Below are 21547 nucleotides of genomic sequence, written 5' to 3'. Positions count from 1 at the left end.
TTCCTCCTCCAACTCCAACGTGCCTGTCGGCCGGTCGCGCCACCGCACCCTATGGCGCGGTGGCGCGAAACGCACTCCATGTTTGCTAGTTGAGAAGACTGCCTTGCAATTCGGCGCGCAGGTCGGGGGTGAGGACGTTGCCCGCGCGATCGACGAGCAGGGCCATCTCGTAGCCGACGAGGCCGATGTCGCACTCCGGGTGGGCGAGTACGGCGAGGGAGGAGCCGTCGGAGATGGACATGATGAAGAGGAAGCCTCGTTCCATTTCGACGACGGTCTGGTTGACCGCGCCGCCTTCGAAGATGCGGGAGGCTCCGGCGGTGAGCGAGGTCAGGCCGGAGGCGACCGCCGCCAGTTGATCGGCTCGGTCACGGGGGAAGCCTTCGGACATCGCCAGAAGGAGTCCGTCGGCGGAGACCACCACGGTGTGGGACACCCCGGGGGTGTTGTCCACGAAGTTGGTGATCAACCAGTTCAGGTTCTGCGCCGCCTGGCTCATCGGGCTCACACTAACGCTCCTGATCGTAGGTGCTGCCGGGGCCGAAGCCCTGTTGGTCATGCTGGTCACGCGGGGTGATCCCGGCTCCCGCGTCGCGTCCCCGCTGGACGCCGCGGCGCAGGTTGCTCAGCCTGCCACGGATGTCCTCCGGGGCCCGGGAGACCTGGGAGCCGCCCTGTCCGGTGGGCTCCGCGGCGCCCTCGACCAGGTTGGCCTTGGGCACCCTACGGGGCAGACCGGAGGAGGTGACCCCGCCGGCCTTCGGCTCGCGGAGCTGTTCGGCGCGGTGCCAGCGCTGGTCGTTCTCCGACTGCCACCGGTTACCGTCCTCCTGCGGGGCCTGCGGCGGCCCTTCCGGCGCCGCGGGCGCCGCCGGCTCCCCGACTGCCGCCTGTGCCCCTGTCTCCTCGGACGGCTGCCACTGCTTGTCGCGCCGCGGGAGCCCCGCGTCGGTCATGGAGTGGACGCCGCTCGGAGAGGGGCCCGGACGGTGGAACTCTACGCGGTCCCGGGAAACTTCGGGACCGCCGGGTCCCGATTCCGTTTGCGTACCGAACTGCGACGCGAAGGGGTTTTCAAAAGATCCGGAATCGCCCCACTCTCCCTGCTGGGAAGGTGAGTTATAGCCCACGTAGGGCTGCTGTTCCGGCTCTGTCCGGGCGGTGAAGTCCGCTTCCGGTTCGGAAAACGCCGAATCCTGGTACACGGGACCGGGCGGCGTCGGACCGGGCTGGGCCAGCAGATCGGGCTCGGCGGCGTCGTGCCGCGGCTCCTGCTCGTGCTGCATGGCCTGGAGCCCGCCGTACTGCCGTCGCAGCTGCTCCTGCCGCTGGAGCTCCTGCTGCTGCCGCAGCTGCTCCTGTCGCTGGAGCTCCTCCTGCTGCCGCAGCTGCTCCTGTCGCTGGAGCTGCTCCTGGGCGTACGACGAGTCGTCGAAGCCCAGCTCGGCGGCGGTACGCGAGGACAGCGCCGCGTCCTCGGCGGTGTACGTGGGCTGCGGCTCCGGCTCCGGGACGATCCGGGAGACCGTGAAGTCGTCCTGGGGCAGCTCCTCGCCGCCACCGCCGTGGGTGATCGGCTCGGGCAGCATCACCAGCGAGGTGGTGCCCGCCTGCTCACCTGCCGGGCGCAGCTGCACCCGGATGCCGTGCCGGTCGGCGAGGCGGCCGACCACGAACAGGCCCATGCGCTGGGAGACCGCGGCGTCCACGGTCGGCGGCTTGGCCAGCTTGTGGTTGATGTCGGCGAAGTCCTCGGCGGTCAGGCCGATGCCCTTGTCGTGGATCTCGACCACGACCCGGCCGTCCGGCAGCCGGGTCGCGGTGACCCGCACCTTGGTGTGCGGCGAGGAGAACGTGGTGGCGTTCTCCAGCAGCTCGGCGAGGAGATGGACGAGGTCGGTGACCGCGGTGCCGTGGATCTCGCTCTCGGATATCCCGGCCAGCTCGATGCGTTCGTACGACTCCACCTCGGACGAGGCGGCGCGCAGCACGTCGATCAGCGGCACCGGCTGGTTCCAGCGCCGGCCCGGTTCCTCGCCCGCGAGGATCAGCAGGTTCTCGCCGTTGCGGCGCATGCGGGTGGCCAGGTGGTCCAGCCGGAACAGATGCTCCAGCTGGTCCGGATCGGCCTCCCGGCTCTCCAGTTCGGAGATCAGGGTGAGCTGTCGCTCGATCAGGCCCTGATTGCGACTGGAAAGGTTCGTGAAGATCGCGTTGACGTTGCCCCGCAGCATCGCCTGCTCGGCCGCGAGACGTATCGCCTCGCGGTGCACCTGGTCGAACGCGCGAGCGACCTCGCCCAGTTCGTCCCGGCTGTTGATCGGGATCGGGGTCACCCGGGTGTTCACCCGGCCCGGGTCCGTGCGGGAGAGCTGGTCGACCACCATGGGCAGTCGCTGCTCGGCGACGTCGAAGGCGGCGTTGCGCAGCTGGAGCATGCTGTGGCTCATCGAGCGGGCCATCCGGCCGGCCACGATGAACGCCACGAGCAGCGCGACGAGCACGATCGCGGCGTTCACGATCGTGTCCTGCTTTGCGTTCGCGGAGATTTGCGATGCCTCGTTCACGGCCTTGTCGACGAGGTTCTGCTCGGCGTCGCGGTAGGCGTCGAACTTGACCGTGGACGCGGCGAACCAGGCGTCAGGGGTGATGCCCTGGTCCGCCAGATCCTCAGGGGCCGACCCACCGGCAATGGCCTGGACCATCCGGTCCATGGAGGGCGGTTCGGTGTACGTCTTCCCCGCGGCCTCGGCCTTCCGCTTGGCCTCGTCGCCCTGCTCCTTCGCCCGCTTCTTGGCCGCGGTGAGGGTGTCCTCCAGGCGGGTCACGTCCTCCGGGGTACCGGCGGCGTTGAACTCGCCGAGGGCGATGCCCTCCAGATAGACATAGCTGCCGAAAGCGGTCAGCTGGGTCTTGCGGTCGGCGGCCGAAGGACCGGGCTTGACCAGCAGATGTGTGCCGATGGAACGCTGAAGCGACTCGGCGCCCTTGGCCAGCGAGACCGCGTAGACGGTGCGGCCGTAGGAGGTGATGTTGCCGGTGCCCAGGCCCAGTTCGTTGGCGAACTCGATCAGCGAGTGCTCGACGCCGACGTAGCCCTCTTCGGTCTTCACCGCGCCCAGCCGGTCGGTGTAGGCGTTCCGCCGCAGCGCCGCCAGCTGGGGTTCGGACGCCTGGAACGCCTTGAGTCGGCGCTTGAGGGTGGCGGTCTGCGGCATGTCGGCGGCCGCCACATCGAATTCCTTCGCCGCGGCGTCGGTCGTCGCGCGGACCTTGCGCACCACGTCCTCGTTGGTGCCGGTCAGCAGCGGTCCCGCGGTGCGGTCGCGCTCGTCGACCAGGGCGTGGGCGTAGGTCTCGGCGGCCCGGACCAGCTTGGCGGTGCGCTCCGCGTCCTGCGCCGCGTTCCAGGTGGCGACCGACGACGACACCTGGAAGCCACCGAAGACCAGTGCCACCAGCACGGGGATGAGCAAAATGGCGTAGAGCCGCGTGCGCACCCCCCAGTTCCGCGGGGTGATCCGGCCACCGGTGGGGGCGGGCGGATCCGACGCATCTGCGGGCGGAGCCGCTGTGCGTGTACGCGGCGGCGGGGTGAAGTTCCCTCGCGCTTCTTGCGCGGGGTCCGACGTGCTTCGCCTCACTCGACCAACAACCTCTCGGCATCGGCACCGATCTCGTGCCGTTCCCAGTTGAGCCAACTACTGCCCAGTTCAGCGAATTCCAGCACGCCCCGCTGGTGCTTTCCAAACACTGAGCAGACCGGTCAGTCTGTTGTCTAGACCAGAGATAAAACGGGCGTTACGGATGAGCCATGTCAAATACCGAACTAATTGAGTGCGCAACGGAGTCGATCACGTGCGCTCCGTATCGACGAGCCACCTTTTTCTCTGTCGAAACGTTATGAAGGCACGAGCGGACCGTGTCATCCGACACAGCCCGCTCGTACCTTTGCCGCCGCACAACCTCCGGCGTTCTGCCCCTACTTGAGCCGAGCCATCAACGCGTGCTCGACCAGTGTGATAAGAGCGCTCTTCGTCTCGCTGCGGTGGCGCGCGTCCGTCGTGATGATCGGGGTGTCCGGGCCGATCTGAAGGGCCTCGCGGACTTCCTCCGGGTTGTAGGGCTGGTGTCCTTCGAAGCCGTTGAGGGCGATGACGAAGGGCAGTCCGGAGTTCTCGAAGTAGTCGACGGCGGGGAAGCAGTCGGCGAGTCGCCGGGTGTCGACGAGGACGATGGCGCCGATGGCGCCGCGGACCAGGTCGTCCCACATGAACCAGAACCGGTCCTGTCCGGGGGTGCCGAACAGGTACAGGATCAGATCGTCGTCGAGTGTGATGCGGCCGAAGTCCATCGCCACGGTCGTCGTGGTCTTGTCCTGCACATGGCTCAGGTCGTCGATCCCCGCCGAGGCGGAGGTCATCACGGCCTCGGTGCGCAGCGGGTCGATCTCCGAGACCGCGCCGACGAACGTGGTCTTGCCCACGCCGAAGCCGCCCGCCACCACGATCTTCGCCGAGGTGGTCGCGCGGGCCGGCGGGGCGTCGCCGCTAGAGCTTGCGAAGTCCACTGAGCACCCTTTCGAGCAATGTCACATCCGGCGTACCGCCCGTTTCCGAGCTGCCCCCCGGCTGGTGGATGGCCACCATGCCGGCCTCCGCCAGGTCGGCCACCAGAATCCGCGCCACCCCGAGGGGTATGTTCAGCAGCGCCGACACCTCCGCGACCGACTTGACCTCCCCGCAGAGATGGCAGATGCGCTGATGCTCGGGGAGCAGGCCCGCCAGATGCGCGGGGTCGGCCGTGGTGCTGACCAGTGCCTCGATGGCGAGCTGGTAGCGCGGCCGGGTCCGGCCTCCGGTCATGGCGTAGGGACGCACCAATGGCTGGTCGCCTTCACCCCCGTACGGCGTGTGGTGATGGCCGCCGTACGGGCCGGTCGAGGCAGGGGGCGGGGTCATGAGTCCTCCGGTCGGACAACAAGGTGACGACATGTGCCGTCGGTCGGTGCCGGTGGGGGGCGCCCGGCCGTACGGCCGGGCTGGCGGGCGGTCGGATGGGTCAGTTCAACAAGCTGCCTTGCAATTCGGCGCGCAGGTCGGGGGTGAGGACGTTGCCCGCGCGATCGACGAGCAGGGCCATCTCGTAGCCGACGAGGCCGATGTCGCACTCCGGGTGGGCGAGTACGGCGAGGGAGGAGCCGTCGGAGATGGACATGATGAAGAGGAAGCCTCGTTCCATTTCGACGACGGTCTGGTTGACCGCGCCGCCTTCGAAGATGCGGGAGGCCCCGGTGGTGAGCGAGGTCAGGCCGGAGGCGACCGCCGCCAGTTGATCGGCTCGGTCACGGGGGAAGCCTTCGGACATCGCCAGAAGGAGTCCGTCGGCGGAGACCACCACGGTGTGGGACACCCCGGGGGTGTTGTCCACGAAGTTGGTGATCAACCAGTTCAGATTCTGCGCCGCCTGGCTCATCGGGCTCAACTAACGCTCCTGCTGGTAAGTCGGGCCTACGCCGCGATCGTGATCGTCGTCGAAGCCGGTTCCGGCCCGACGACCCTGCTGAATCCCCCGGCGGAGGTTGGTCAGCCTCCCGCGCACATCGTCGGGCGCGCGAGACACCTGTGGCCCCACCTGCTCGGGCTGCTGCGACGGCTGCGCGGCACCCTCCACGAGATTGGCGCGGGGTACGCGCCGTGGCAAGCCGGACGCCGTGATACCGCCGGCGGCGGGTTCGCGGATCTGTCCGGCGCGGCGCCAGCGCTCGTCGTTGGCCGACGACTGCCACGCGGATCCGTCACCGCCCAGCCCCTGGAAACCGGCGCCGTTGGTGCCGCCGTTGTGCCGGCTTCCGTTGGTGTCACCGAGGCCGCCCGTGTCGGCGGTCCCGGTTCCGTTGTACTCACCGGTGTTCCAGGACGGCTGCCGCGGCTCGCGGCCGCGGGCGGGCGGAACGGCCGAGGCGGGCTGCCCGGACGCGGGCGGCTCGTTGGCCGGGGCGGGCGGTTCGGCGGGGTATCGCCCGCCGTCGCCCTGGTTGCCCGGGGCCTCGGTCTGCGGGTGCAGCCAGCTGGATTCGATGGTGTCGAATATCGGCGTCCGGCCGTCGCCGGGACCGGCGGGCGGCAGGGCGTCGTCCGGCCGGCGGCCACCGCGGTCGTCCCGCACCTGCGGGAACTCTCCGGTGTCGCCGGGCCCCTGGCCCAGCTCAGGACGGGCGAACTCGCCGGTGTCGCCGGGCCCGCGGCCGAAGTCGGGGCGCTGGAACTGCTGGGTGTCGCCCGGACCGCGGCCCTCCTGGCCGGGTACGGCGAACTCGCCGGTGTCGCCGGGCCCGCGGCCGAAGTCGGGGCGCTGGAACTCGCTGGTGTCACCGGGGCCACGGCCGAAGTCCGGACGCGGGAACTCGCCCGTGTCGCCCGGGCCGCGGCGCGGCTCGAACAGGTTGGGGCCGTCGCTCAGCTGGGGCAGCTCGCCGGTGTCGCCGGGGCCGCGGTTGCCGAACGGATCGCGCCGCTCGCCCGGCGCCGAGAGGAGGTCCGGGCGGGCGAACTGGCCCGTGGTCTCGGGCTCCTCGTGCCCGCGCGGCTGGTCGCCCGCGTCCCGCCGTCCCGCCGTCCAGTCGTCCTGGGGACGCGCGCCCCAGCTGGTGCCGGGCTCCTGCGGCCCGGGCAGCTCACGGGCCGGGTCGCGCGAGGGCAGCTGCGGACGGTTGTCCAGACCGCCGGAGTCGGATCGGCTGGGCGCACCGGTCGGCGGGGCGACCGTCGGACCCTGGTCACTACCGCGCGTGGGCAGCGGGGGACGGCCGGAGGCGTCATCGCCACCGGCACCGCCGCCGGACCCGGCCGGGGGCTCGCTGCGCTGCGGGGTGGCCGACCGCCCGGGCGCTTCAAAGAGGTTCGGGCCGGAGGGGGCGCCACCCGACGGAGCGGCACCCGCACCCGCACCGGCCGGGCGGGTCGGCAGACCGCCACCGTTGCCGGGCAGCGCGGTGCGCGGACCCGAGCCGGGGACCTGGCGCCGCGAGGGCGCCGAACCGAGCAGTCCCGTCGAGCCGTTGCCCTGCCCGCCGGAACCCTGGCCGCCCTGGCCACCGGGCCCACCGGCCTTGCCGCCGGGGCCCTGCGGCGCCGGCTTGCGGCCGCCCTGGGCGACGTCCACCGGCAGCATGACCAGCGCGGTCGTACCGCCCGAGTCGGACGGCCGGAGCTGGATACGGATGCCGTGCCGCAGCGACAGGCGGCCGACCACGAACAGGCCCATGCGCCGGGACACCGACACATCGACCGTGGGCGGCGAGGCCAGCCGCTCGTTGATCGCGGCCAGGTCCTCGGGCGAGAGCCCGATGCCGGTGTCGTGGATCTCGACCAGCACCCGCCCGTCGGGCAGTGCGTGACCGGTGACCTTGACCTTCGTCTGCGGGGAGGAGAAGGAGGTGGCGTTCTCCAGCAGCTCGGCGAGCAGGTGCACGAGGTCGTTGACGACCCGGCCGGCGACCTCGGTCGCCGGGACCGAGCTGAGTTCGATGCGCTCGTACTGCTCCACCTCGGAGGCGGCCGCGCGGAGCACGTCCACCAGCGGGACCGGCCTGGTCCAGCGGCGGCCCGGCTCCTCGCCCGCGAGGACCAGCAGGTTCTCACCGTTACGGCGCATGCGGGTCGCGAGGTGGTCGAGCTTGAACAGCGAGGACAGCTGGTCCGGGTCGGCCTCGCGGCTCTCCAGCTCGGAGATGAGCGAGAGCTGACGCTGGATGAGGCCCTGGCTGCGGCGCGAGAGGTTGGTGAACATCGCGTTGACGTTGCCCCGCAGCAGCGCCTGCTCGGCGGCCAGCCGGACCGCCTCGCGGTGCACGTCGTCGAAGGCCGCGGCCACCCTGCCGATCTCGTCCCGGCTGTGCACACCGACGGACTCGACGGAGGTGTCCACGTCCTGCGGGTCGGACTCGGACAGCTGCTTGACCAGCTCGGGCAGCCGCTTCTCGGCGACGTCCTGCGCGGTGTCCTGGAGGCGGCGCAGCGAGCGGACCATGGAGCGGGCGACGACGAACGCGCCGACCAGCGAGACACCGAGGACGAGCAGGATGAGCGCACCGTTGAGGATCGCGTCCTGCTGGGCGGAGTCGCGCAGCTCACGAGACTTCTGCGTCATCTCGCTGAGCAGCGTCTGCTCGATCTTGCCCATCTCGTCGATCTTGATACTGTCCTGGTCGTACCAGTCCAGATACGTGCGCTTCTCGGCCTTGAGACCGTCCGGGTCGCGCACCGCCCGGTCGGCGTACATGGTCGCCGCCTTGATGTCCGGGCGGCTGTCCAGCGGCTCCAGCAGGTCCTCGGAGTTGCCCTGGCGGATCTGCTTGAAGCTGCCCAGGGCCTCGTTCTCCTTGTCGACCGCGGTCCTGGCGAACCGGCTGTCGTTGGCGGAGAACTCGGCGCCCTTGGGGTCGGCGAGCGCGGCGCTGATGAGCGCGCGCTGGATGGAGGCGTACTCCTTGGCGGAGGAGAAGGTGGCGAGCGCGCGGGTGTTGTTGATCATCGCGCGGTTGCTGGTCGCCTGCGCCATGTCCTGCGACAGCGACAGCAGCGAGTTGATCAGCTCGTTGTAGTCCTGGACCGTCAGCGAGTAGTACTGGCTGTTGTCGTACGCCGAGTCGCGGATGTCGTTGATCTTGCCGAGCTGGCGGTCGATGTTGACCAGCGTCGACTGCACACCGGCCATCGACTGGTCGCCGGGCTCGACGTTGTCAGTCGCCTTGCGGAAGGCCGCGATCGCGCGGTTGGTGTCCTCTCGCGTGGAGACGACGCCGTCGTCCTTCTCGTTGCCCTTGCTCGCCAGCGGCCCCGCCGACTTGTCGCGCTCCGCCTGGAGGGCGTTCGACAACTGGGTGGCCTGCTGCGTCATCTCGGTGAGCAGCTTCATCTGGTCGAGCTGCTGGATGTTGTCCAGCGAGGTGTCGATACGGAGCGCTCCCAGCGTGGTCGCCGCGACCACGGGGAGCGCCAGCAGGGACACCAGCCTGGTACTGATCCGCCAGTTCTTGAGGGCCATCCGGGCGCCGGGCCCGCTGGGCCCGGCGGGCGTCGCCGACGTGGTGGACTCGGCAGCGCCGCCGCCACCGCTGGGCGCACTGGTCTTCGTAGCGCTCTGGGCGCCGGCCTCGTGGCCCTGGTCGGCCGGGGGCCGCCCGCCGCCCTGGGCACGCTGGGGCGAGGAACCGCGGTCGGTCCCACCGCGCGGCTCCGGGTCCGCCGAAGTTTCCCCGCGGCCCTGGCGGGCCTGGGGAGACCCCATACCATCCCTCTTGAAACGTCCCTGCACTAGCGTCGCAACCTCTGGACCAGGCGCTCCACCGGGTCAGCAGTGGAGCGGTGTCGAGTCGAGGGGGACCGCGGCCCCCCAATTCGGTCGTGAGTGACCGGCGCGCTTCCTTTCGTATATCGACAAGAGGAGCCCCCGCCGCTCGGCGCCTCTCCGTCCTGCGCCCCCATGCGCGCCGGTTGATTCCCACGGCGGTCCCGGGAATTCCAGCACAGTGCCGGATGCTGCAACAAGGGCAAGCGGTAAGGCTGTGACGCGCGTGACGCTCAGTGCGGGGCTTATCACCGGACGTAGAAAGTCATGTCTGCGATAACGGACTTTTGTGAACGAGTCGATCGTGGCCACGGCGTGTCCGGCTAGCGATGATCAAGAGCGGAACGTCTGGTTCGGGGGTGCAATGTCCGTTTCGGGGTGCGGATTGCATGTCGCGAATGCGGCATTTGCCGGATCACTCGTGAGCAAAATCACATGCCGGTCAAGACTTTTTCCGCGATTCGATGGGCAAGGCCGCCCCTAGCCTGACGCTTTACACAACCGGTCAAAACGACAACAACGCGAGGCATGAACCCAGTGAAGACGACGATGATGTTCCGCACCATAGCCAACCCCCGGCGCACCACCCTGGCCCATCTCGGGGACGCCGAGGAGCTGCGGACCGAGACCGGCGAGCAGCCGGAGCACCCCGTCGAACTGCCCACCCAGACCGCCAACCCCCGGCGCACCGTCCTGATGGACGCCCCCGGCCACTGAGCCGCACACGCGCCCGGCCCCCGCGCGGGGACGGGCGAGCCGACCCGGCGGCGCGCGGGAGGCGGGGCGATAGCCTGGAGCGTCAGTCTCCAGCGAGTCCAGTTAAGGGGCACCAGCTTCCCGTGCGCATCGCCAGATTCTCCATCGATGGCAACGTCGCCTTCGGAGTGGTCGAGGGCGAGCCGTCCGATCAGGGCGGCCCCGTCGTCGACATCATCAAGGGACACCCCTTCGCCGAATTCGAGCGCTCGGGGCAGAAGGTCCCCCTCAGCAAGGTCCGGCTGTTGCCGCCCGTCCTGCCCAACAAGGTCATCGGGATCGGCCGCAACTACGCCGAGCACGCCGCCGAACTCGGCAACGAGGTCCCCGACGTCCCGGTGGTCTTCTTCAAGCCGTCGACCTCGGTGATCGGCCCCGGCGACCCCATCGCCTACCCCTCCTTCTCCTCCGAGGTGCACCACGAGGCCGAGCTGGCCGTGGTCATCGGGCGGATGTGCCGGGAGGTCCCGCGCGAGCGTGTGGCCGACGTCATCCTCGGCTACACCTGCGGCAACGACATCACCGCGCGCGACGCGCAGCGGCGCGAGAAGCAGTGGGCGCGGGCGAAGGGCTTCGACGCCTCCTGCCCCCTGGGCCCCTGGGTGGAGACCGGCATCGACCTGGAGCGGGCGGGTGACCTCGGGGTCATGTGCACCGTCAACGGCGAACAGCGGCAGCTGGGCCGCACCAGCGAGATGATCCGCTCGATCGAGGACCTGATCGTGCACATCACCGAGGCGATGACGCTGCTCCCCGGCGACGTCGTGCTCACCGGCACCCCGGCGGGCGTCGGCCCGCTCAGCGTCGGCGACGAGGTCGCCGTCACCATCGAAGGCATCGGCACTCTCACCAACAAGGTGATCAAGCGTGGCTAGCGCAACCTCCCCCGCCCCCGTGCGGGTTCGTTTCTGTCCCTCGCCGACCGGCAACCCCCATGTGGGTCTGGTCCGCACCGCCCTCTTCAACTGGGCGTTCGCCCGCCACCACGGCGGCACCCTGGTCTTCCGCATCGAGGACACCGACGCCGCGCGCGACTCCGAGGAGTCGTACGAGCAGCTGCTGGAGGCCATGCGCTGGCTGGGCTTCGACTGGGACGAGGGCCCCGAGGTCGGCGGCCCGCACGCGCCCTACCGCCAGTCGCAGCGCATGGACCTCTACGCCGACGTCGCGGCCAAGCTGCTGGACGCCGGTCACGCCTACCGCTGCTACTGCACGGCCGAGGAGCTGGAGGAGCGCCGCGACGCCGCCCGCAAGGCCGGGCGCCCCTCCGGCTACGACGGCACCTGCCGCACCCTCACCGCCGAGCAGATCGCGGCGCATGAGGCCGAGGGCCGCGCCTCGATCGTCCGCTTCCGGATGCCGGACGAGCCGATCACCTTCACCGACCTGGTGCGCGGCGAGCTGACCTTCACCCCGGACAACGTTCCGGACTACGGCATCGTGCGCGCCAACGGCGCCCCCCTCTACACGCTCGTCAACCCCGTCGACGACGCGCTGATGGAGATCACGCACGTGCTGCGCGGCGAGGACCTGCTGTCCTCCACCCCGCGCCAGATCGCGCTGTACCGGGCGCTCGCCGAGATCGGCGTGGGGGCCGGCCTGGTGCCCGCCTTCGGTCATCTCCCGTACGTCATGGGCGAGGGCAACAAGAAGCTGTCCAAGCGCGACCCCCAGGCGTCGCTGAACCTCTACCGGGAGCGCGGCTTCCTCCCCGAGGGGCTGCTCAACTACCTCTCCCTGCTGGGCTGGTCGCTCTCGGCCGACCGGGACGTCTTCTCGCCGGCGGAGATGGTCGCCGCGTTCGACATCTCCGGTGTCAACGCCAATCCGGCGCGCTTCGACCTCAAGAAGGCCGAGGCGATCAACGCGGACCACATCCGGCAGCTGGACGTCAAGACCTTCATCGAGGCGTGCGCCCCCTGGCTCCAGGCCCCGCACGCGCCCTGGTCCCCGGACCGCTTCGACGCGGCCGCCTTCGAGGAGCTGGCCCCGCTGGCCCAGACCCGGCTGACGGTGCTGTCCGACATCACCGCCAACGTCGACTTCCTCTTCCTGGCGGAGCCGGTGGAGGACGAGGCGTCGTGGGCGAAGGCCATGAAGCCGGGGGCGGACGCCCTGCTCGCCACCGCCCGCACGAAGATCGCCGAGGCGGACTGGAAGGCCGAGCCCCTCAAGGAAGCCGTCCTCGCCGCCGGTGAGGAGCACGGTCTCAAGCTGGGCAAGGCGCAGGCCCCGGTCCGCGTCGCCGTGACCGGCCGCACGGTCGGCCTGCCGCTGTTCGAGTCCCTGGAGGTCCTGGGGCGCGAGTGCACGCTGGCCCGCATCGACGCGGCGCTGGCCAAGCTGTCGGCCTGACGGGCCGAGGGGGCGCCGCGTGCCCGGCACGCGGCGCCACCACCCCGGCAATCCGTTTTGGTGGCCCGTCCACCATCGGGTAATGTTCTTCCTGCGCCGCCCGGGCGGGCCGAAAGGCCGGACCGGGGCGTAACCCGGACAACACCCCGACAGGGGTGGAGTTTTGGTGGGGTATGGTGTAATTGGCAGCACGAGTGATTCTGGTTCACTTAGTCTAGGTTCGAGTCCTGGTACCCCAGCAAGAGATCTTCTCGATTTCTTCGTGAATCTCTTGATCGAGCAAAACCAAGCCCCCGTTGTGTAGCGGCCTAGCACGCCGCCCTCTCAAGGCGGTAGCGCCGGTTCGAATCCGGTCGGGGGTACGGGATCTCCAGCAGTTGGGGAGATTGCTAGGGCCCCCGTTGTGTAGCGGCCTAGCACGCCGCCCTCTCAAGGCGGTAGCGCCGGTTCGAATCCGGTCGGGGGTACTGGTCTATACCATGGGCTATGGTGTAATTGGCAGCACGAGTGATTCTGGTTCATTTAGTCTAGGTTCGAGTCCTGGTAGCCCAGCGCAGTACAGGATGTGCTGATTCAGGCCCCCGTTGTGTAGCGGCCTAGCACGCCGCCCTCTCAAGGCGGTAGCGCCGGTTCGAATCCGGTCGGGGGTACGTACAGAGAAGGCCCTCCGTGGTGACACGGAGGGCCTTCTCACGTCATGTCCCGTCGAAGCGGCGGCCGGACTCCTCGGCCTGGGCGAGCCGCCGCAGGCTCAGCAGCACCGGCTCGTACAGCACCGTCAGCGCGACGGACGCCTCGATCTGCTCGCCGGGCGTGTCGTACGTCTCCACCACATCCAGTTCGTGGACGGCCAGTTCGGACACCAGCCGGGCGTACGGCAGCAAGTGCTCGGTGTCATGCGGATATCCGAGGCGGGCCAGCGAGGCGATGGCCTCCACCAGCATCCCGTACGCGGGGGAGGGGTCCCCGGCCTTCGGGCCGTGGTCCCAGCCCAGCCGCTCCAGCAGTGCGTCCGCCTGCTCCCGGGCGTGAGCCGTCTCCGGGGCGCCCTCCTCAGGACCCGGTCCGTGCGGCAGCGCCCAGACCGCGGCCCCCAGCCGCAGGTGCTGGCTCAGCGACTCGTCCTCGGCGGCCCTCAGCACTTCGCGCGCGGTGGCCACCGGCATCCGGCCGACCTGGAGCAGCGCCCGCACCAGCCGCAGCCTCCGCAGATGCTCCTCGCCGTACTCGGCCTTGGTGGCAGTGACGCGCTCGCCGGGTGGCAGTAGCCCTTCGCGCAGGTAGTACTTGATCGTCGCGGTGGACACCCCGCTGCGCTCGCTCAGCTCCGCCAGTCGCATGCCGTGTGCAGCCTTCCCTTGCGTTCGTAGTTGGAGAGTGTCACTATCCAAGTGTTGGATAGCTCCACTATCCAATCTTATCGCGACGTCGGAACGAGGGGATCACCATGGGTGCCGATGTGATCGAGGGCCGTATGACCGCCGATGCCGAGGGGGAGGTGACCGTCTTCCTCATCGGGATGAGGATCAACCGCTTCCGCGCGCTGCGCAGCTGGTGGCCGGTGTTCACGGCCATGCCGCGGATGCTGCGCGAGCTGTCCCGGGACAAGGAGAGCGGGCTGCTGGGCTACCAGCTGCTGGCCGGCTCGCCGCGGGTGCTGTACGTCGTGCAGTACTGGGACTCGCACGAGAAGCTGCTGGCGTACGCCTCGTCGCAGGACAAGGAGCACCGCCCGGCCTGGACCGCGTTCAACCGGCGGGCGCGGGAGGGCCGGGGGAAGGTCGGACTCTGGCACGAGACCTACGCCGTACCGGCCGGTGCGCACGAGGCGATCTACTACGACATGCCGCCGTTCGGCCTGGGCAAGGCCATGGGGGTCGTCCCGGTCGGCCGCCGCGGCGAGCGCGCGGCCGACCGGCTGTCGCTGAAGGGCGCGTAGGAACCGGGCGCCGGGAGGATCGGGCGTCGTAACGCCGCCATCAGTTGCCCCGGCGCAGCGCGTCCGAGAGGCGGGCGGCCGCGTCGATGACGGCCTGGGCGTGCATGCGGCCCGGGTGGCGGGTAAGCCGCTCGATCGGTCCGGAGACCGATACGGCGGCGACCACGCGGTTGGACGGGCCGCGCACCGGGGCGGAGACGGACGCGACGCCCGGCTCCCGCTCGCCGATCGACTGGGCCCAGCCCCGCCGCCGTACGCCGGACAGGGCCGTCGCCGTGAAGCGGGCGCCCTGGAGGCCCCGGTGCAGCCGCTCCGGCTCCTCCCAGGCCATCAGGATCTGGGCCGCCGAGCCCGCCTTCATGGGGAGGGTCGAGCCGACCGGCACGGTGTCCCGCAATCCGGACAGCCGCTCGGCCGCCGCGACGCAGATGCGCATGTCGCCCTGGCGCCGGTAGAGCTGCGCGCTCTCCCCGGTCACGTCCCTGAGGTGGGTGAGGACCGGCCCGGCCGTGGCCAGCAGCCGGTCCTCGCCAGCCGCCGCGGCCAGCTCGGCCAGGCGCGGGCCCAGAATGAAGCGGCCTTGCATGTCACGCGCCACCATCCGGTGGTGCTCGAGTGCGACCGCGAGTCGGTGCGCCGTGGGGCGCGCGAGACCGGTGGCCCCGACCAGCCCCGCGAGGGTGGCCGGACCGGACTCCAGAGCGCTCAATACCAGAGCCGCCTTGTCGAGAACGCCGACGCCGCTAGAGTTGTCCATGAAACGATACTCGCGTCTCACAGTGTGAAACGCAAGTTCAATTTTTCGGGATACCCGCCACTCTGGAACTGGCGGGCCCGCAGGCCAGGGCACGCACTCGACACGAGTTGGGCCGGCGAAGAGGCCGGTCGGAGGGAAAGCGATGGGACGGACACTCGCGGAGAAGGTCTGGGACGACCATGTCGTCCGGCACGCCGATGGCGAGCCGGACCTCCTCTTCATTGATCTGCACCTGCTGCACGAGGTGACCAGCCCGCAGGCGTTCGACGGCCTCCGCAAGGCCGGACGCCAGGTGCGCCGTACCGATCTCACCATCGCGACCGAGGATCACAACACCCCGACCCTCGACATCGACAAGCCGATCGCGGACCCCGTCTCCCGCACCCAGTTGGAGACGCTGCGCAAGAACTGCGCGGAGTTCGGCGTGCGTCTGCACCCGCTGGGTGACGTCGAGCAGGGCGTCGTCCACGTAGTGGGACCGCAGCTGGGACTGACCCAGCCCGGCACCACCGTCGTCTGCGGTGACAGCCACACCTCCACCCACGGCGCCTTCGGCGCGCTCGCGTTCGGCATCGGCACCAGCCAGGTCGAGCACGTGCTCGCCACCCAGACGCTGCCGCTCGCGCCGTTCAAGACCATGGCCGTCACCGTCGAGGGCGAGCTGCCCGACGGCGTCACCGCCAAGGACCTGATCCTGGCGATCATCGCCCGCATCGGCACCGGCGGCGGCCAGGGCTTCGTCATCGAGTACCGCGGCTCCGCCATCGAGAAGCTCTCGATGGAGTCCCGGATGACCGTGTGCAACATGTCCATCGAGGCGGGCGCCCGGGCGGGCATGATCGCCCCGGACGACACCACCTTCGACTACCTCAAGGGCCGCCCGCACGCCCCGGAGGGCGCGGAGTGGGACGAGGCCGTCGCGTATTGGCGCACGCTGCGCAGCGACGACGACGCCACCTTCGACCGCGAGGTGGTCATCGACGCCTCCGAGCTGGCCCCGTTCGTCACCTGGGGCACCAACCCCGGTCAGGGCGCGCCGCTGTCGGAGTCGGTACCGGACCCGGCCACCTTCGAGGACGCCAGCGAGAGTTACGCCGCCGAGAAGGCCCTGGAGTACATGGGTCTGACGGCCGGTCAGCCGCTGCGCGACATCAAGGTCGACACCGTCTTCGTCGGCTCCTGCACCAACGGCCGCATCGAGGACCTGCGCTCCGCCGCCTCGGTCCTGTCCGGCCGTTCGGTGGCCGACGGCGTACGGATGCTGGTGGTCCCGGGCTCGGTGCGGGTGGCGCTCCAGGCCGTGGAGGAGGGGCTGGACAAGGTGTTCACCCAGGCCGGCGCCGAGTGGCGGCACGCGGGCTGCTCGATGTGTCTGGGCATGAACCCCGACCAGCTCGCGCCCGGTGAGCGCTCGGCGTCCACCTCCAACCGCAACTTCGAGGGCAGGCAGGGCAAGGGCGGCCGGACCCACCTGGTCTCGCCGCAGGTCGCCGCCGCCACCGCGGTGCTGGGCCACCTGGCCTCGCCCGCCGACCTGTCCGACGCCGACGTCACCGTTCCCGTGGGGGTCTGAGCAGCCATGGAAGCATTCACCACGCACACCGGCCGGGCCGTTCCGCTGCGCCGCAGCAACGTCGACACGGACCAGATCATCCCGGCGCACTGGCTCAAGAAGGTCACCCGCGACGGTTTCGAGGACGGGCTGTTCGAGGCCTGGCGCAAGGACCCGGAGTTCGTGCTCAACCGGGCCGAGCACAAGGGCGGGACGGTCCTGGTGGCCGGTCCCGACTTCGGCACCGGCTCCTCGCGCGAGCACGCGGTGTGGGCGCTCCAGAACTACGGCTTCAAGGCCGTGATCTCCTCGCGCTTCGCCGACATCTTCCGCGGCAACTCCCTCAAGAACGGGCTGCTGACCGTCGTCCTCCCGCAGGAGACCGTGGACCGGCTGTGGAAGCTGGTCGAGGCGGACCCCGCCGCGGAGGTCACCGTGGACCTCGTCGACCGTCAGGTTCGAGCCGAGGGAATCACGGCTGATTTTGAGCTTGACGAGAACGCCCGATGGCGACTCCTGGAGGGGCTGGACGACATCAGCCTCACCCTCAGGGAGGAGGCCGACATCGTCGCGTACGAGGCCGGTCGTCCCTCCTTCAAGCCCAGCACGACGGTGGTCTGACCCCCCGGTTTTCCCTGCACAGAGCGGGTTTGGCATGATGCGCCGCCAGTCCTCGGACTGGCGGCGCATCGTCATGTTGAGGCCCCGTGAAGCGACAACTCGCCTCAGATGGCACAATCAGTGCATGGAACGCGACGGCCAACTCGAGCTCTACGGTCTCGTCGCCGACCGGCTCAAGGAAGCGCACACAAGGGTGCGCACACTGCAAGTCCCGGAGGGCGTACGGATGGCGCTGTCCCGGAAGCTGCTGGTGATCACGGCAGCGGCGAAACACGATCTCGCAGACGCGGCAAGGCGTCTGGAGCGGTTGATGAACGACCTCGACGAGGGTCGTTTCCCCGAAGATCCCGACTCCGGCAGAAGCCCATGACGACCGAGTGCGTTGCGGCACAAGGGTGATTAGCCCGTTTCGTGTTTGATTTGCGGTATATATCTGCCTAACGTGCGAAAAAGCTTGAACACATTCGTTCCAGCAATGTCTCCGAAGGGGAAGACGTGAACAAGGCGCAGCTCGTAGAAGCGATTGCAGACAAGGTCGGCGGACGACAGCAGGCCGCCGACGCGGTCGACGCGGTTCTGGACGCCATCGTCCGCGCCGTGGTCGGCGGGGATCGAGTTTCGGTCACCGGTTTTGGTTCGTTCGAGAAGGTGGAGCGGCCCGCTCGGTACGCCCGTAACCCGCAGACCGGAGAGCGGGTCCGGGTCAAGAAGACCTCGGTGCCCCGTTTCCGCGCGGGTCAGGGATTCAAGGACCTGGTGAGCGGTTCGAAGAAGCTGCCGCGGGGCGGCGAGGTGGCCGTGAAGAAGGCCCCCAAGGGCAGCCTCCAGGTCGCCGCGAAGAAGGCCGCGGCCAAGAAGGCCACGGCCAAGAAGGCGGCTCCGGCGAAGAAGGCCGCCGCCAAGAAGGCCACGGCCAAGAAGACGGCCGCCAAGAAGGCGCCTGCGAAGAAGGCCACGGCCAAGAAGGCGGCTCCGGCGAAGAAGGCCACGGCCAAGAAGGCCGCCGCGAAGAAGGCCCCGGCGCGCAAGACGACCGCGCGCAAGGCCCCCGCCAAGAAGGCCGCCACCGCCAGGAAGCGCTAGTCGTCGCCGCGCAGCGGCACCGTTCACGCGCCGGGCCGGGCTCCGAAGAGGGAGCCCGGCCCGCGGTGCGTCAGAACGTCTGCAGGGTGATGAAGACGACGCGCCGGTCGTCCCCCTCGCCCGTCACCTCGATCCGCACCCGCTGCCCCGGCCGCAGCATCCGCAGCCCCCCGGCGTCGAAGGCCGCCGCGTCGAAGGGCACGGGCGTGCCGTCGTCGAGCAGCACACTGCCCGTACGGGCGTCGGGGTCGTAGGTGTAGGCCGTTCCCTGCATACCCGCCACCCTAGTGCGCACCCCGACACCACCTCCCCGCCGGGCACCCCTGAAGGATCCCCGCAAAGTCGCGTTGGATCAGCCCGCGGCTTTCAGGGAGCACCTCCCGGACGGAGTCCGGGGGTGGGCGGGCCTGCTCGGGCGGGCCCGGCAACGCGTCGAGAAGGGGGCACCTCCCGGCAGTAGCTGGGGCGCGTGCCAGGCGTCGCGGGCCTGATGGGACTTCGCGGGCACCCCCTACGTCCCCGGCAGCGCGGCCCGCCGGCCGGGTGGGCAGGGCGTGCCGCACAGGCGGGCCGTGTGGGGGCCCACGCCCAGGGCCAGCGCCGCGCGCAGATCCTCGCCGGTGTCCACGTCGCGCCGCACCGAATCGACCCCCGGCAGCTCGATCTCGTGGGCGCCCGACGCCCGGTGCCGGGCCCGGGAGGTGCCCCCGAAGGCGGGGGCGAGGTCGGTGCCGGGGGCCGCCGCGAGGAGCGTCGTGCCGACCCCCGCCGCATCCGCCAGAAAGGCGCGTGGGAAGCCCGCGGCGACTTCGAGCACCTGGTCGAGGTCGGCCGTGCGCAGGGCCGGGAGATCGGCGTTCAGGGCCGCTACGGGGGCCATGGGGCGGCCCTCCCGCACCGTACGGGCGCCGTGCGCGAGCGCCGCGTTCAGCCCGCGGCCCGGTACGTCGGGCAGGATCCGGGCGCCCAGGGCCGCCAGCTCGCGCCCGGCGAGCGGATCGTCCGTGACCACGCTCACCCCGCCGACGTGCCGCCCGGCCAGCGCCGCGCCCACCGTGTCCTTGGCGAACGCCAGCGCGAGACCCGGCCGCAGGGCGTCACCGGCGGCCTCGGAAAGCCTGCTCTTCGCGCGTGACAGGGGCTTCAGCGGCACCACCAGCGTCCACGTCACGAGGTTTGCGTCTCTTCCCACGGATCCCATTCTCGCCTGCTGCCCGGCTCGTCCCGGACGGTGCGGGGTTACGGTGTCCTCGACAGACCGAGTACCTGGAGCGACACTTGTGCGGCTGCCCGGACGGCAGCAAGCCAGCAGGTCAGCAGGGTCCAAGAGGAGGATGTTCCGAGTGTCCGGCCGCAGAATCGGCTTCTGGTACCGCATGGCGGCGGTCATGGTGAAACCGCCACTGGTGGTTCTGTTCAAGCGGGACTGGCACGGAATGGAGCACATTCCCGCCGACGGCGGTTTTATCACCGCGATCAACCACAACTCGTATCTCGACCCGCTCTCCTACGCGCACTTCCAGTACAACACCGGACGCGTGCCCCGCTTCCTCGCCAAGGCCGCCCTCTTCAAGGGCGGCTTCGTCGGCACGATGCTGCGCGGCACCGGGCAGATCCCGGTCTTCCGCGAGTCGACCGACGCGGCCAACGCCTTCCGGGCCGCCGTCGACGCCATCAACAAGGGCGAGTGCGTGGCGTTCTACCCCGAGGGCACGCTGACCCGCGACCCCGACCTGTGGCCGATGCGCGGCAAGACCGGCGCCGCCCGGGTCGCTCTGCTCACCAAGGCCCCCGTCATCCCGGTCGCCCAGTGGGGCGCCAACGAGGCCGTACCGCCGTACGCCAAGGACAAGAAGGTCCGGCTCTTCCCGCGCAAGACCCTCAAGGTGCACGCGGGCCCGCCGGTGGACCTGTCCGCGTACTACGGCCAGGAGCCCACCGCCGACGTGCTGCGGGCCGCCACCGACACCATCATGGCCGCGGTCACCGAACTCCTCGCCGAGGTCCGCGGCGAGCCGGTGCCCGCCCGGGCACACGAGGCCACCGCCGACCAGCCGCGCCTCGGGGAAGAACGCCCCGTGGCCGAGGAGGAGAGCAAGTGACGCGCTGCGCCGTCTACGGCACCGGCTCCTGGGGCACCGCCTTCGCGATGGTGCTCGCCGACGCCGGATGCGAGGTGACGCTGTGGGGCCGCCGTCCCGATGTCGTCGAGGCCATCAACACCGGCCGCACCAATCCCGACTACTTCCCCGGCATCCGTCTCCCCGACGGGGTGCGGGCCACCACCGACCCGGCCGAGGCCGCGCGCGGCGCCGAATTCACCGTCTTCTCCGTGCCCTCCCAGACGCTGCGCGGCAACCTCGCCGCATGGGCCCCGCTGCTGCCCTCCGACACCGTGCTGGTCTCCCTGATGAAGGGCGTCGAACTCGGCACCGCCAAGCGGATGAGCGAGGTCATCGCGGAGGTCGCCGGCGCGCCCGCGGAGCGCGTCGCGGTGCTCACAGGACCCAACCTCGCCAAGGAGATCGCCGCCCGGCAGCCCGCGGCCTCCGTGGTGGCCTGCCGGGACGAGGACGTGGCGCGCCGCCTCCAGACCGCGTGCCACACCCCCTACTTCCGCCCGTACACCAACACCGACGTGGTCGGCTGCGAACTCGGCGGCGCGGTGAAGAACGTCATCGCGCTGGCCGTCGGCATCGCGGACGGCATGGGCCTCGGCGACAACGCCAAGGCGTCCCTCATCACCCGCGGGCTCGCCGAAACGACCCGTCTTGGCCTCGCGATGGGCGCCGACGCCCACACCTTCGCGGGCCTGGCGGGCATGGGCGACCTGGTCGCCACCTGCTCCTCACCGCTGTCCCGCAACCACACCTTCGGCACCAACCTGGGCCGCGGCATGACCCTTGAGGAGACGATCGCGGTCACCCGGCAGACGGCGGAGGGCGTCAAGTCGTGCGAGTCCGTAGCGGATCTCGCCCGGCGCCACGACGTCGACATGCCGATCACGGAGACCGTGGTGGGCATCGTCCACGACGGCAAACAGCCGCTCGTCGCGCTCAAAGAGCTGATGTCGCGCAGCGCGAAGGCGGAGCGGCACTGACGCCGTCCGAACCGCAAGGTAACCTCAACGCGA

At 70.2% G+C, this 21547-nt stretch carries 20 protein-coding genes and 5 tRNA genes; 15 read left to right on the top strand and 10 right to left on the bottom strand.

The genetic code is table 11. From position 1 onward, the window contains the following. Positions 1–85 precede the first annotated feature (85 nt). The 6 genes from ACH4TL_RS00925 to ACH4TL_RS00900 all read right to left on the bottom strand — a co-directional run bounded on the left by ACH4TL_RS00925 (position 86) and on the right by ACH4TL_RS00900 (position 9291). Positions 86–499: a roadblock/LC7 domain-containing protein gene (locus ACH4TL_RS00925; RefSeq protein WP_009714795.1), complete on the bottom strand. Its 414-nt coding sequence runs from the start codon at positions 497–499 to the stop codon at positions 86–88. Between the two features lie 10 nt (positions 500–509). Beyond that, positions 510–3500 carry a nitrate- and nitrite sensing domain-containing protein gene (locus tag ACH4TL_RS00920; RefSeq protein WP_398322394.1) on the bottom strand — a complete coding sequence of 997 codons (2991 nt, stop codon included), beginning with the start codon at positions 3498–3500 and terminating at the stop codon, positions 510–512. A 482-nt stretch (positions 3501–3982) separates the two neighbouring features. Next, a complete protein-coding gene (locus ACH4TL_RS00915) occupies positions 3983–4570 on the bottom strand; it encodes a GTP-binding protein (protein ID WP_398322397.1) in 588 nt (195 codons plus the stop codon). Continuing rightward, positions 4551–4961 (bottom strand): DUF742 domain-containing protein, encoded by a 411-nt coding sequence (locus tag ACH4TL_RS00910; RefSeq protein ID WP_055547352.1) that lies wholly within the window; start codon positions 4959–4961, stop codon positions 4551–4553. The genes ACH4TL_RS00915 and ACH4TL_RS00910 overlap by 20 nt, the downstream gene beginning before the upstream one ends. A gap of 100 nt (positions 4962–5061) precedes the next feature. Next, positions 5062–5475: a roadblock/LC7 domain-containing protein gene (locus ACH4TL_RS00905; protein WP_064273595.1), complete on the bottom strand. Its 414-nt coding sequence runs from the start codon at positions 5473–5475 to the stop codon at positions 5062–5064. Between the two features lie 9 nt (positions 5476–5484). Continuing rightward, positions 5485–9291: a nitrate- and nitrite sensing domain-containing protein gene (locus ACH4TL_RS00900; RefSeq protein WP_398322400.1), complete on the bottom strand. Its 3807-nt coding sequence runs from the start codon at positions 9289–9291 to the stop codon at positions 5485–5487. 597 nt (positions 9292–9888) lie between these two features. Between ACH4TL_RS00900 and ACH4TL_RS00895 the strand changes: the two genes are divergently transcribed. The 8 genes from ACH4TL_RS00895 to ACH4TL_RS00860 all read left to right on the top strand — a co-directional run bounded on the left by ACH4TL_RS00895 (position 9889) and on the right by ACH4TL_RS00860 (position 13112). Next, a complete protein-coding gene (locus tag ACH4TL_RS00895) occupies positions 9889–10068 on the top strand; it encodes a hypothetical protein (protein WP_398322890.1) in 180 nt (59 codons plus the stop codon). 122 nt (positions 10069–10190) lie between these two features. After that, positions 10191–10982, top strand: a complete 792-nt coding sequence (locus ACH4TL_RS00890) for a fumarylacetoacetate hydrolase family protein (RefSeq protein ID WP_398322403.1) — start codon at positions 10191–10193, stop codon at positions 10980–10982. After that, positions 10975–12462 carry a glutamate--tRNA ligase gene (gltX, locus tag ACH4TL_RS00885; protein WP_398322406.1) on the top strand — a complete coding sequence of 496 codons (1488 nt, stop codon included), beginning with the start codon at positions 10975–10977 and terminating at the stop codon, positions 12460–12462. The genes ACH4TL_RS00890 and gltX overlap by 8 nt, the downstream gene beginning before the upstream one ends. Positions 12463–12629: 167 nt before the next feature. After that, a tRNA-Gln gene (locus tag ACH4TL_RS00880) sits at positions 12630–12701 on the top strand. A 50-nt stretch (positions 12702–12751) separates the two neighbouring features. Next, positions 12752–12824 (top strand) — tRNA-Glu (locus ACH4TL_RS00875). A 32-nt stretch (positions 12825–12856) separates the two neighbouring features. Then, positions 12857–12929, top strand: a tRNA-Glu gene (locus ACH4TL_RS00870). Between the two features lie 13 nt (positions 12930–12942). After that, positions 12943–13014, top strand: a tRNA-Gln gene (locus ACH4TL_RS00865). Positions 13015–13039: 25 nt separating this feature from the next. Next, positions 13040–13112 (top strand) — tRNA-Glu (locus ACH4TL_RS00860). A gap of 45 nt (positions 13113–13157) precedes the next feature. Here ACH4TL_RS00860 and ACH4TL_RS00855 read toward each other — a convergent pair. Beyond that, the gene (locus ACH4TL_RS00855; protein WP_398322409.1) at positions 13158–13802 is read right to left on the bottom strand and encodes a MerR family transcriptional regulator; all 645 of its coding nucleotides are present in this window, start codon (positions 13800–13802) and stop codon (positions 13158–13160) included. 107 nt (positions 13803–13909) lie between these two features. Here ACH4TL_RS00855 and ACH4TL_RS00850 point away from each other — a divergent pair, with 107 nt between their 5' ends. Next, positions 13910–14401: a DUF4188 domain-containing protein gene (locus ACH4TL_RS00850; RefSeq protein ID WP_398322412.1), complete on the top strand. Its 492-nt coding sequence runs from the start codon at positions 13910–13912 to the stop codon at positions 14399–14401. Between the two features lie 40 nt (positions 14402–14441). Here the strand turns inward: ACH4TL_RS00850 and ndgR are convergent, their stop codons facing one another. Beyond that, positions 14442–15158 (bottom strand): IclR family transcriptional regulator NdgR, encoded by a 717-nt coding sequence (ndgR, locus tag ACH4TL_RS00845; protein ID WP_055547339.1) that lies wholly within the window; start codon positions 15156–15158, stop codon positions 14442–14444. Positions 15159–15300: 142 nt separating this feature from the next. Here ndgR and leuC point away from each other — a divergent pair, with 142 nt between their 5' ends. From leuC to ACH4TL_RS00825, 4 genes are all read left to right on the top strand, one after another. Continuing rightward, the gene (gene leuC, locus ACH4TL_RS00840) at positions 15301–16731 is read left to right on the top strand and encodes a 3-isopropylmalate dehydratase large subunit (protein ID WP_398322415.1); all 1431 of its coding nucleotides are present in this window, start codon (positions 15301–15303) and stop codon (positions 16729–16731) included. A gap of 6 nt (positions 16732–16737) precedes the next feature. Continuing rightward, the gene (gene leuD / locus ACH4TL_RS00835) at positions 16738–17331 is read left to right on the top strand and encodes a 3-isopropylmalate dehydratase small subunit (RefSeq protein ID WP_398322418.1); all 594 of its coding nucleotides are present in this window, start codon (positions 16738–16740) and stop codon (positions 17329–17331) included. Between the two features lie 124 nt (positions 17332–17455). Further along, positions 17456–17701 carry a hypothetical protein gene (locus ACH4TL_RS00830; protein ID WP_398322421.1) on the top strand — a complete coding sequence of 82 codons (246 nt, stop codon included), beginning with the start codon at positions 17456–17458 and terminating at the stop codon, positions 17699–17701. A gap of 125 nt (positions 17702–17826) precedes the next feature. Further along, positions 17827–18414 carry an HU family DNA-binding protein gene (locus tag ACH4TL_RS00825; protein ID WP_398322424.1) on the top strand — a complete coding sequence of 196 codons (588 nt, stop codon included), beginning with the start codon at positions 17827–17829 and terminating at the stop codon, positions 18412–18414. A gap of 70 nt (positions 18415–18484) precedes the next feature. On the opposite strand, the gene ACH4TL_RS00820 is transcribed toward ACH4TL_RS00825, so the two are convergent. Together ACH4TL_RS00820 and cofC are read right to left on the bottom strand one after the other, a co-directional pair. Further along, positions 18485–18688: a hypothetical protein gene (locus tag ACH4TL_RS00820; protein ID WP_398322427.1), complete on the bottom strand. Its 204-nt coding sequence runs from the start codon at positions 18686–18688 to the stop codon at positions 18485–18487. Positions 18689–18925: 237 nt separating this feature from the next. Further along, on the bottom strand, positions 18926–19585 hold the full coding sequence (gene cofC / locus ACH4TL_RS00815; RefSeq protein ID WP_398322892.1) for a 2-phospho-L-lactate guanylyltransferase: 660 nt from the start codon (positions 19583–19585) through the stop codon (positions 18926–18928). Between the two features lie 172 nt (positions 19586–19757). On the opposite strand from cofC, the gene ACH4TL_RS00810 reads away from it, so the two are divergent. Both ACH4TL_RS00810 and ACH4TL_RS00805 read left to right on the top strand, forming a co-directional pair. After that, on the top strand, positions 19758–20516 hold the full coding sequence (locus tag ACH4TL_RS00810; RefSeq protein WP_398322431.1) for a lysophospholipid acyltransferase family protein: 759 nt from the start codon (positions 19758–19760) through the stop codon (positions 20514–20516). Beyond that, positions 20513–21514 carry an NAD(P)H-dependent glycerol-3-phosphate dehydrogenase gene (locus ACH4TL_RS00805; RefSeq protein WP_398322434.1) on the top strand — a complete coding sequence of 334 codons (1002 nt, stop codon included), beginning with the start codon at positions 20513–20515 and terminating at the stop codon, positions 21512–21514. The genes ACH4TL_RS00810 and ACH4TL_RS00805 overlap by 4 nt, the downstream gene beginning before the upstream one ends. The last annotated feature ends 33 nt before the right edge of the window (positions 21515–21547 follow it).

The organism is Streptomyces sp. NPDC021115 (assembly GCF_044333065.1).
Classification (GTDB): Bacteria; Actinomycetota; Actinomycetes; order Streptomycetales; family Streptomycetaceae; genus Streptomyces.
Note: the sequence above shows the minus strand (reverse complement) of the source record. Positions and strands in the feature narration are given on the sequence as shown.

Coding starts and splice junctions, on each gene's coding strand:
- ACH4TL_RS00925 (WP_009714795.1), bottom strand. CDS start 499: ATGAGCCAGGCGGCGCAGAACCTGAACTGGTTGATCACCAACTTCGTG.
- ACH4TL_RS00910 (WP_055547352.1), bottom strand. CDS start 4,961: ATGACCCCGCCCCCTGCCTCGACCGGCCCGTACGGCGGCCATCACCAC.
- ACH4TL_RS00905 (WP_064273595.1), bottom strand. CDS start 5,475: ATGAGCCAGGCGGCGCAGAATCTGAACTGGTTGATCACCAACTTCGTG.
- ACH4TL_RS00900 (WP_398322400.1), bottom strand. CDS start 9,291: ATGGGGTCTCCCCAGGCCCGCCAGGGCCGCGGGGAAACTTCGGCGGAC.
- ACH4TL_RS00855 (WP_398322409.1), bottom strand. CDS start 13,802: ATGCGACTGGCGGAGCTGAGCGAGCGCAGCGGGGTGTCCACCGCGACG.
- ACH4TL_RS00850 (WP_398322412.1), top strand. CDS start 13,910: ATGGGTGCCGATGTGATCGAGGGCCGTATGACCGCCGATGCCGAGGGG.
- ndgR (WP_055547339.1), bottom strand. CDS start 15,158: ATGGACAACTCTAGCGGCGTCGGCGTTCTCGACAAGGCGGCTCTGGTA.
- leuC (WP_398322415.1), top strand. CDS start 15,301: ATGGGACGGACACTCGCGGAGAAGGTCTGGGACGACCATGTCGTCCGG.
- leuD (WP_398322418.1), top strand. CDS start 16,738: ATGGAAGCATTCACCACGCACACCGGCCGGGCCGTTCCGCTGCGCCGC.
- ACH4TL_RS00830 (WP_398322421.1), top strand. CDS start 17,456: ATGGAACGCGACGGCCAACTCGAGCTCTACGGTCTCGTCGCCGACCGG.
- ACH4TL_RS00820 (WP_398322427.1), bottom strand. CDS start 18,688: ATGCAGGGAACGGCCTACACCTACGACCCCGACGCCCGTACGGGCAGT.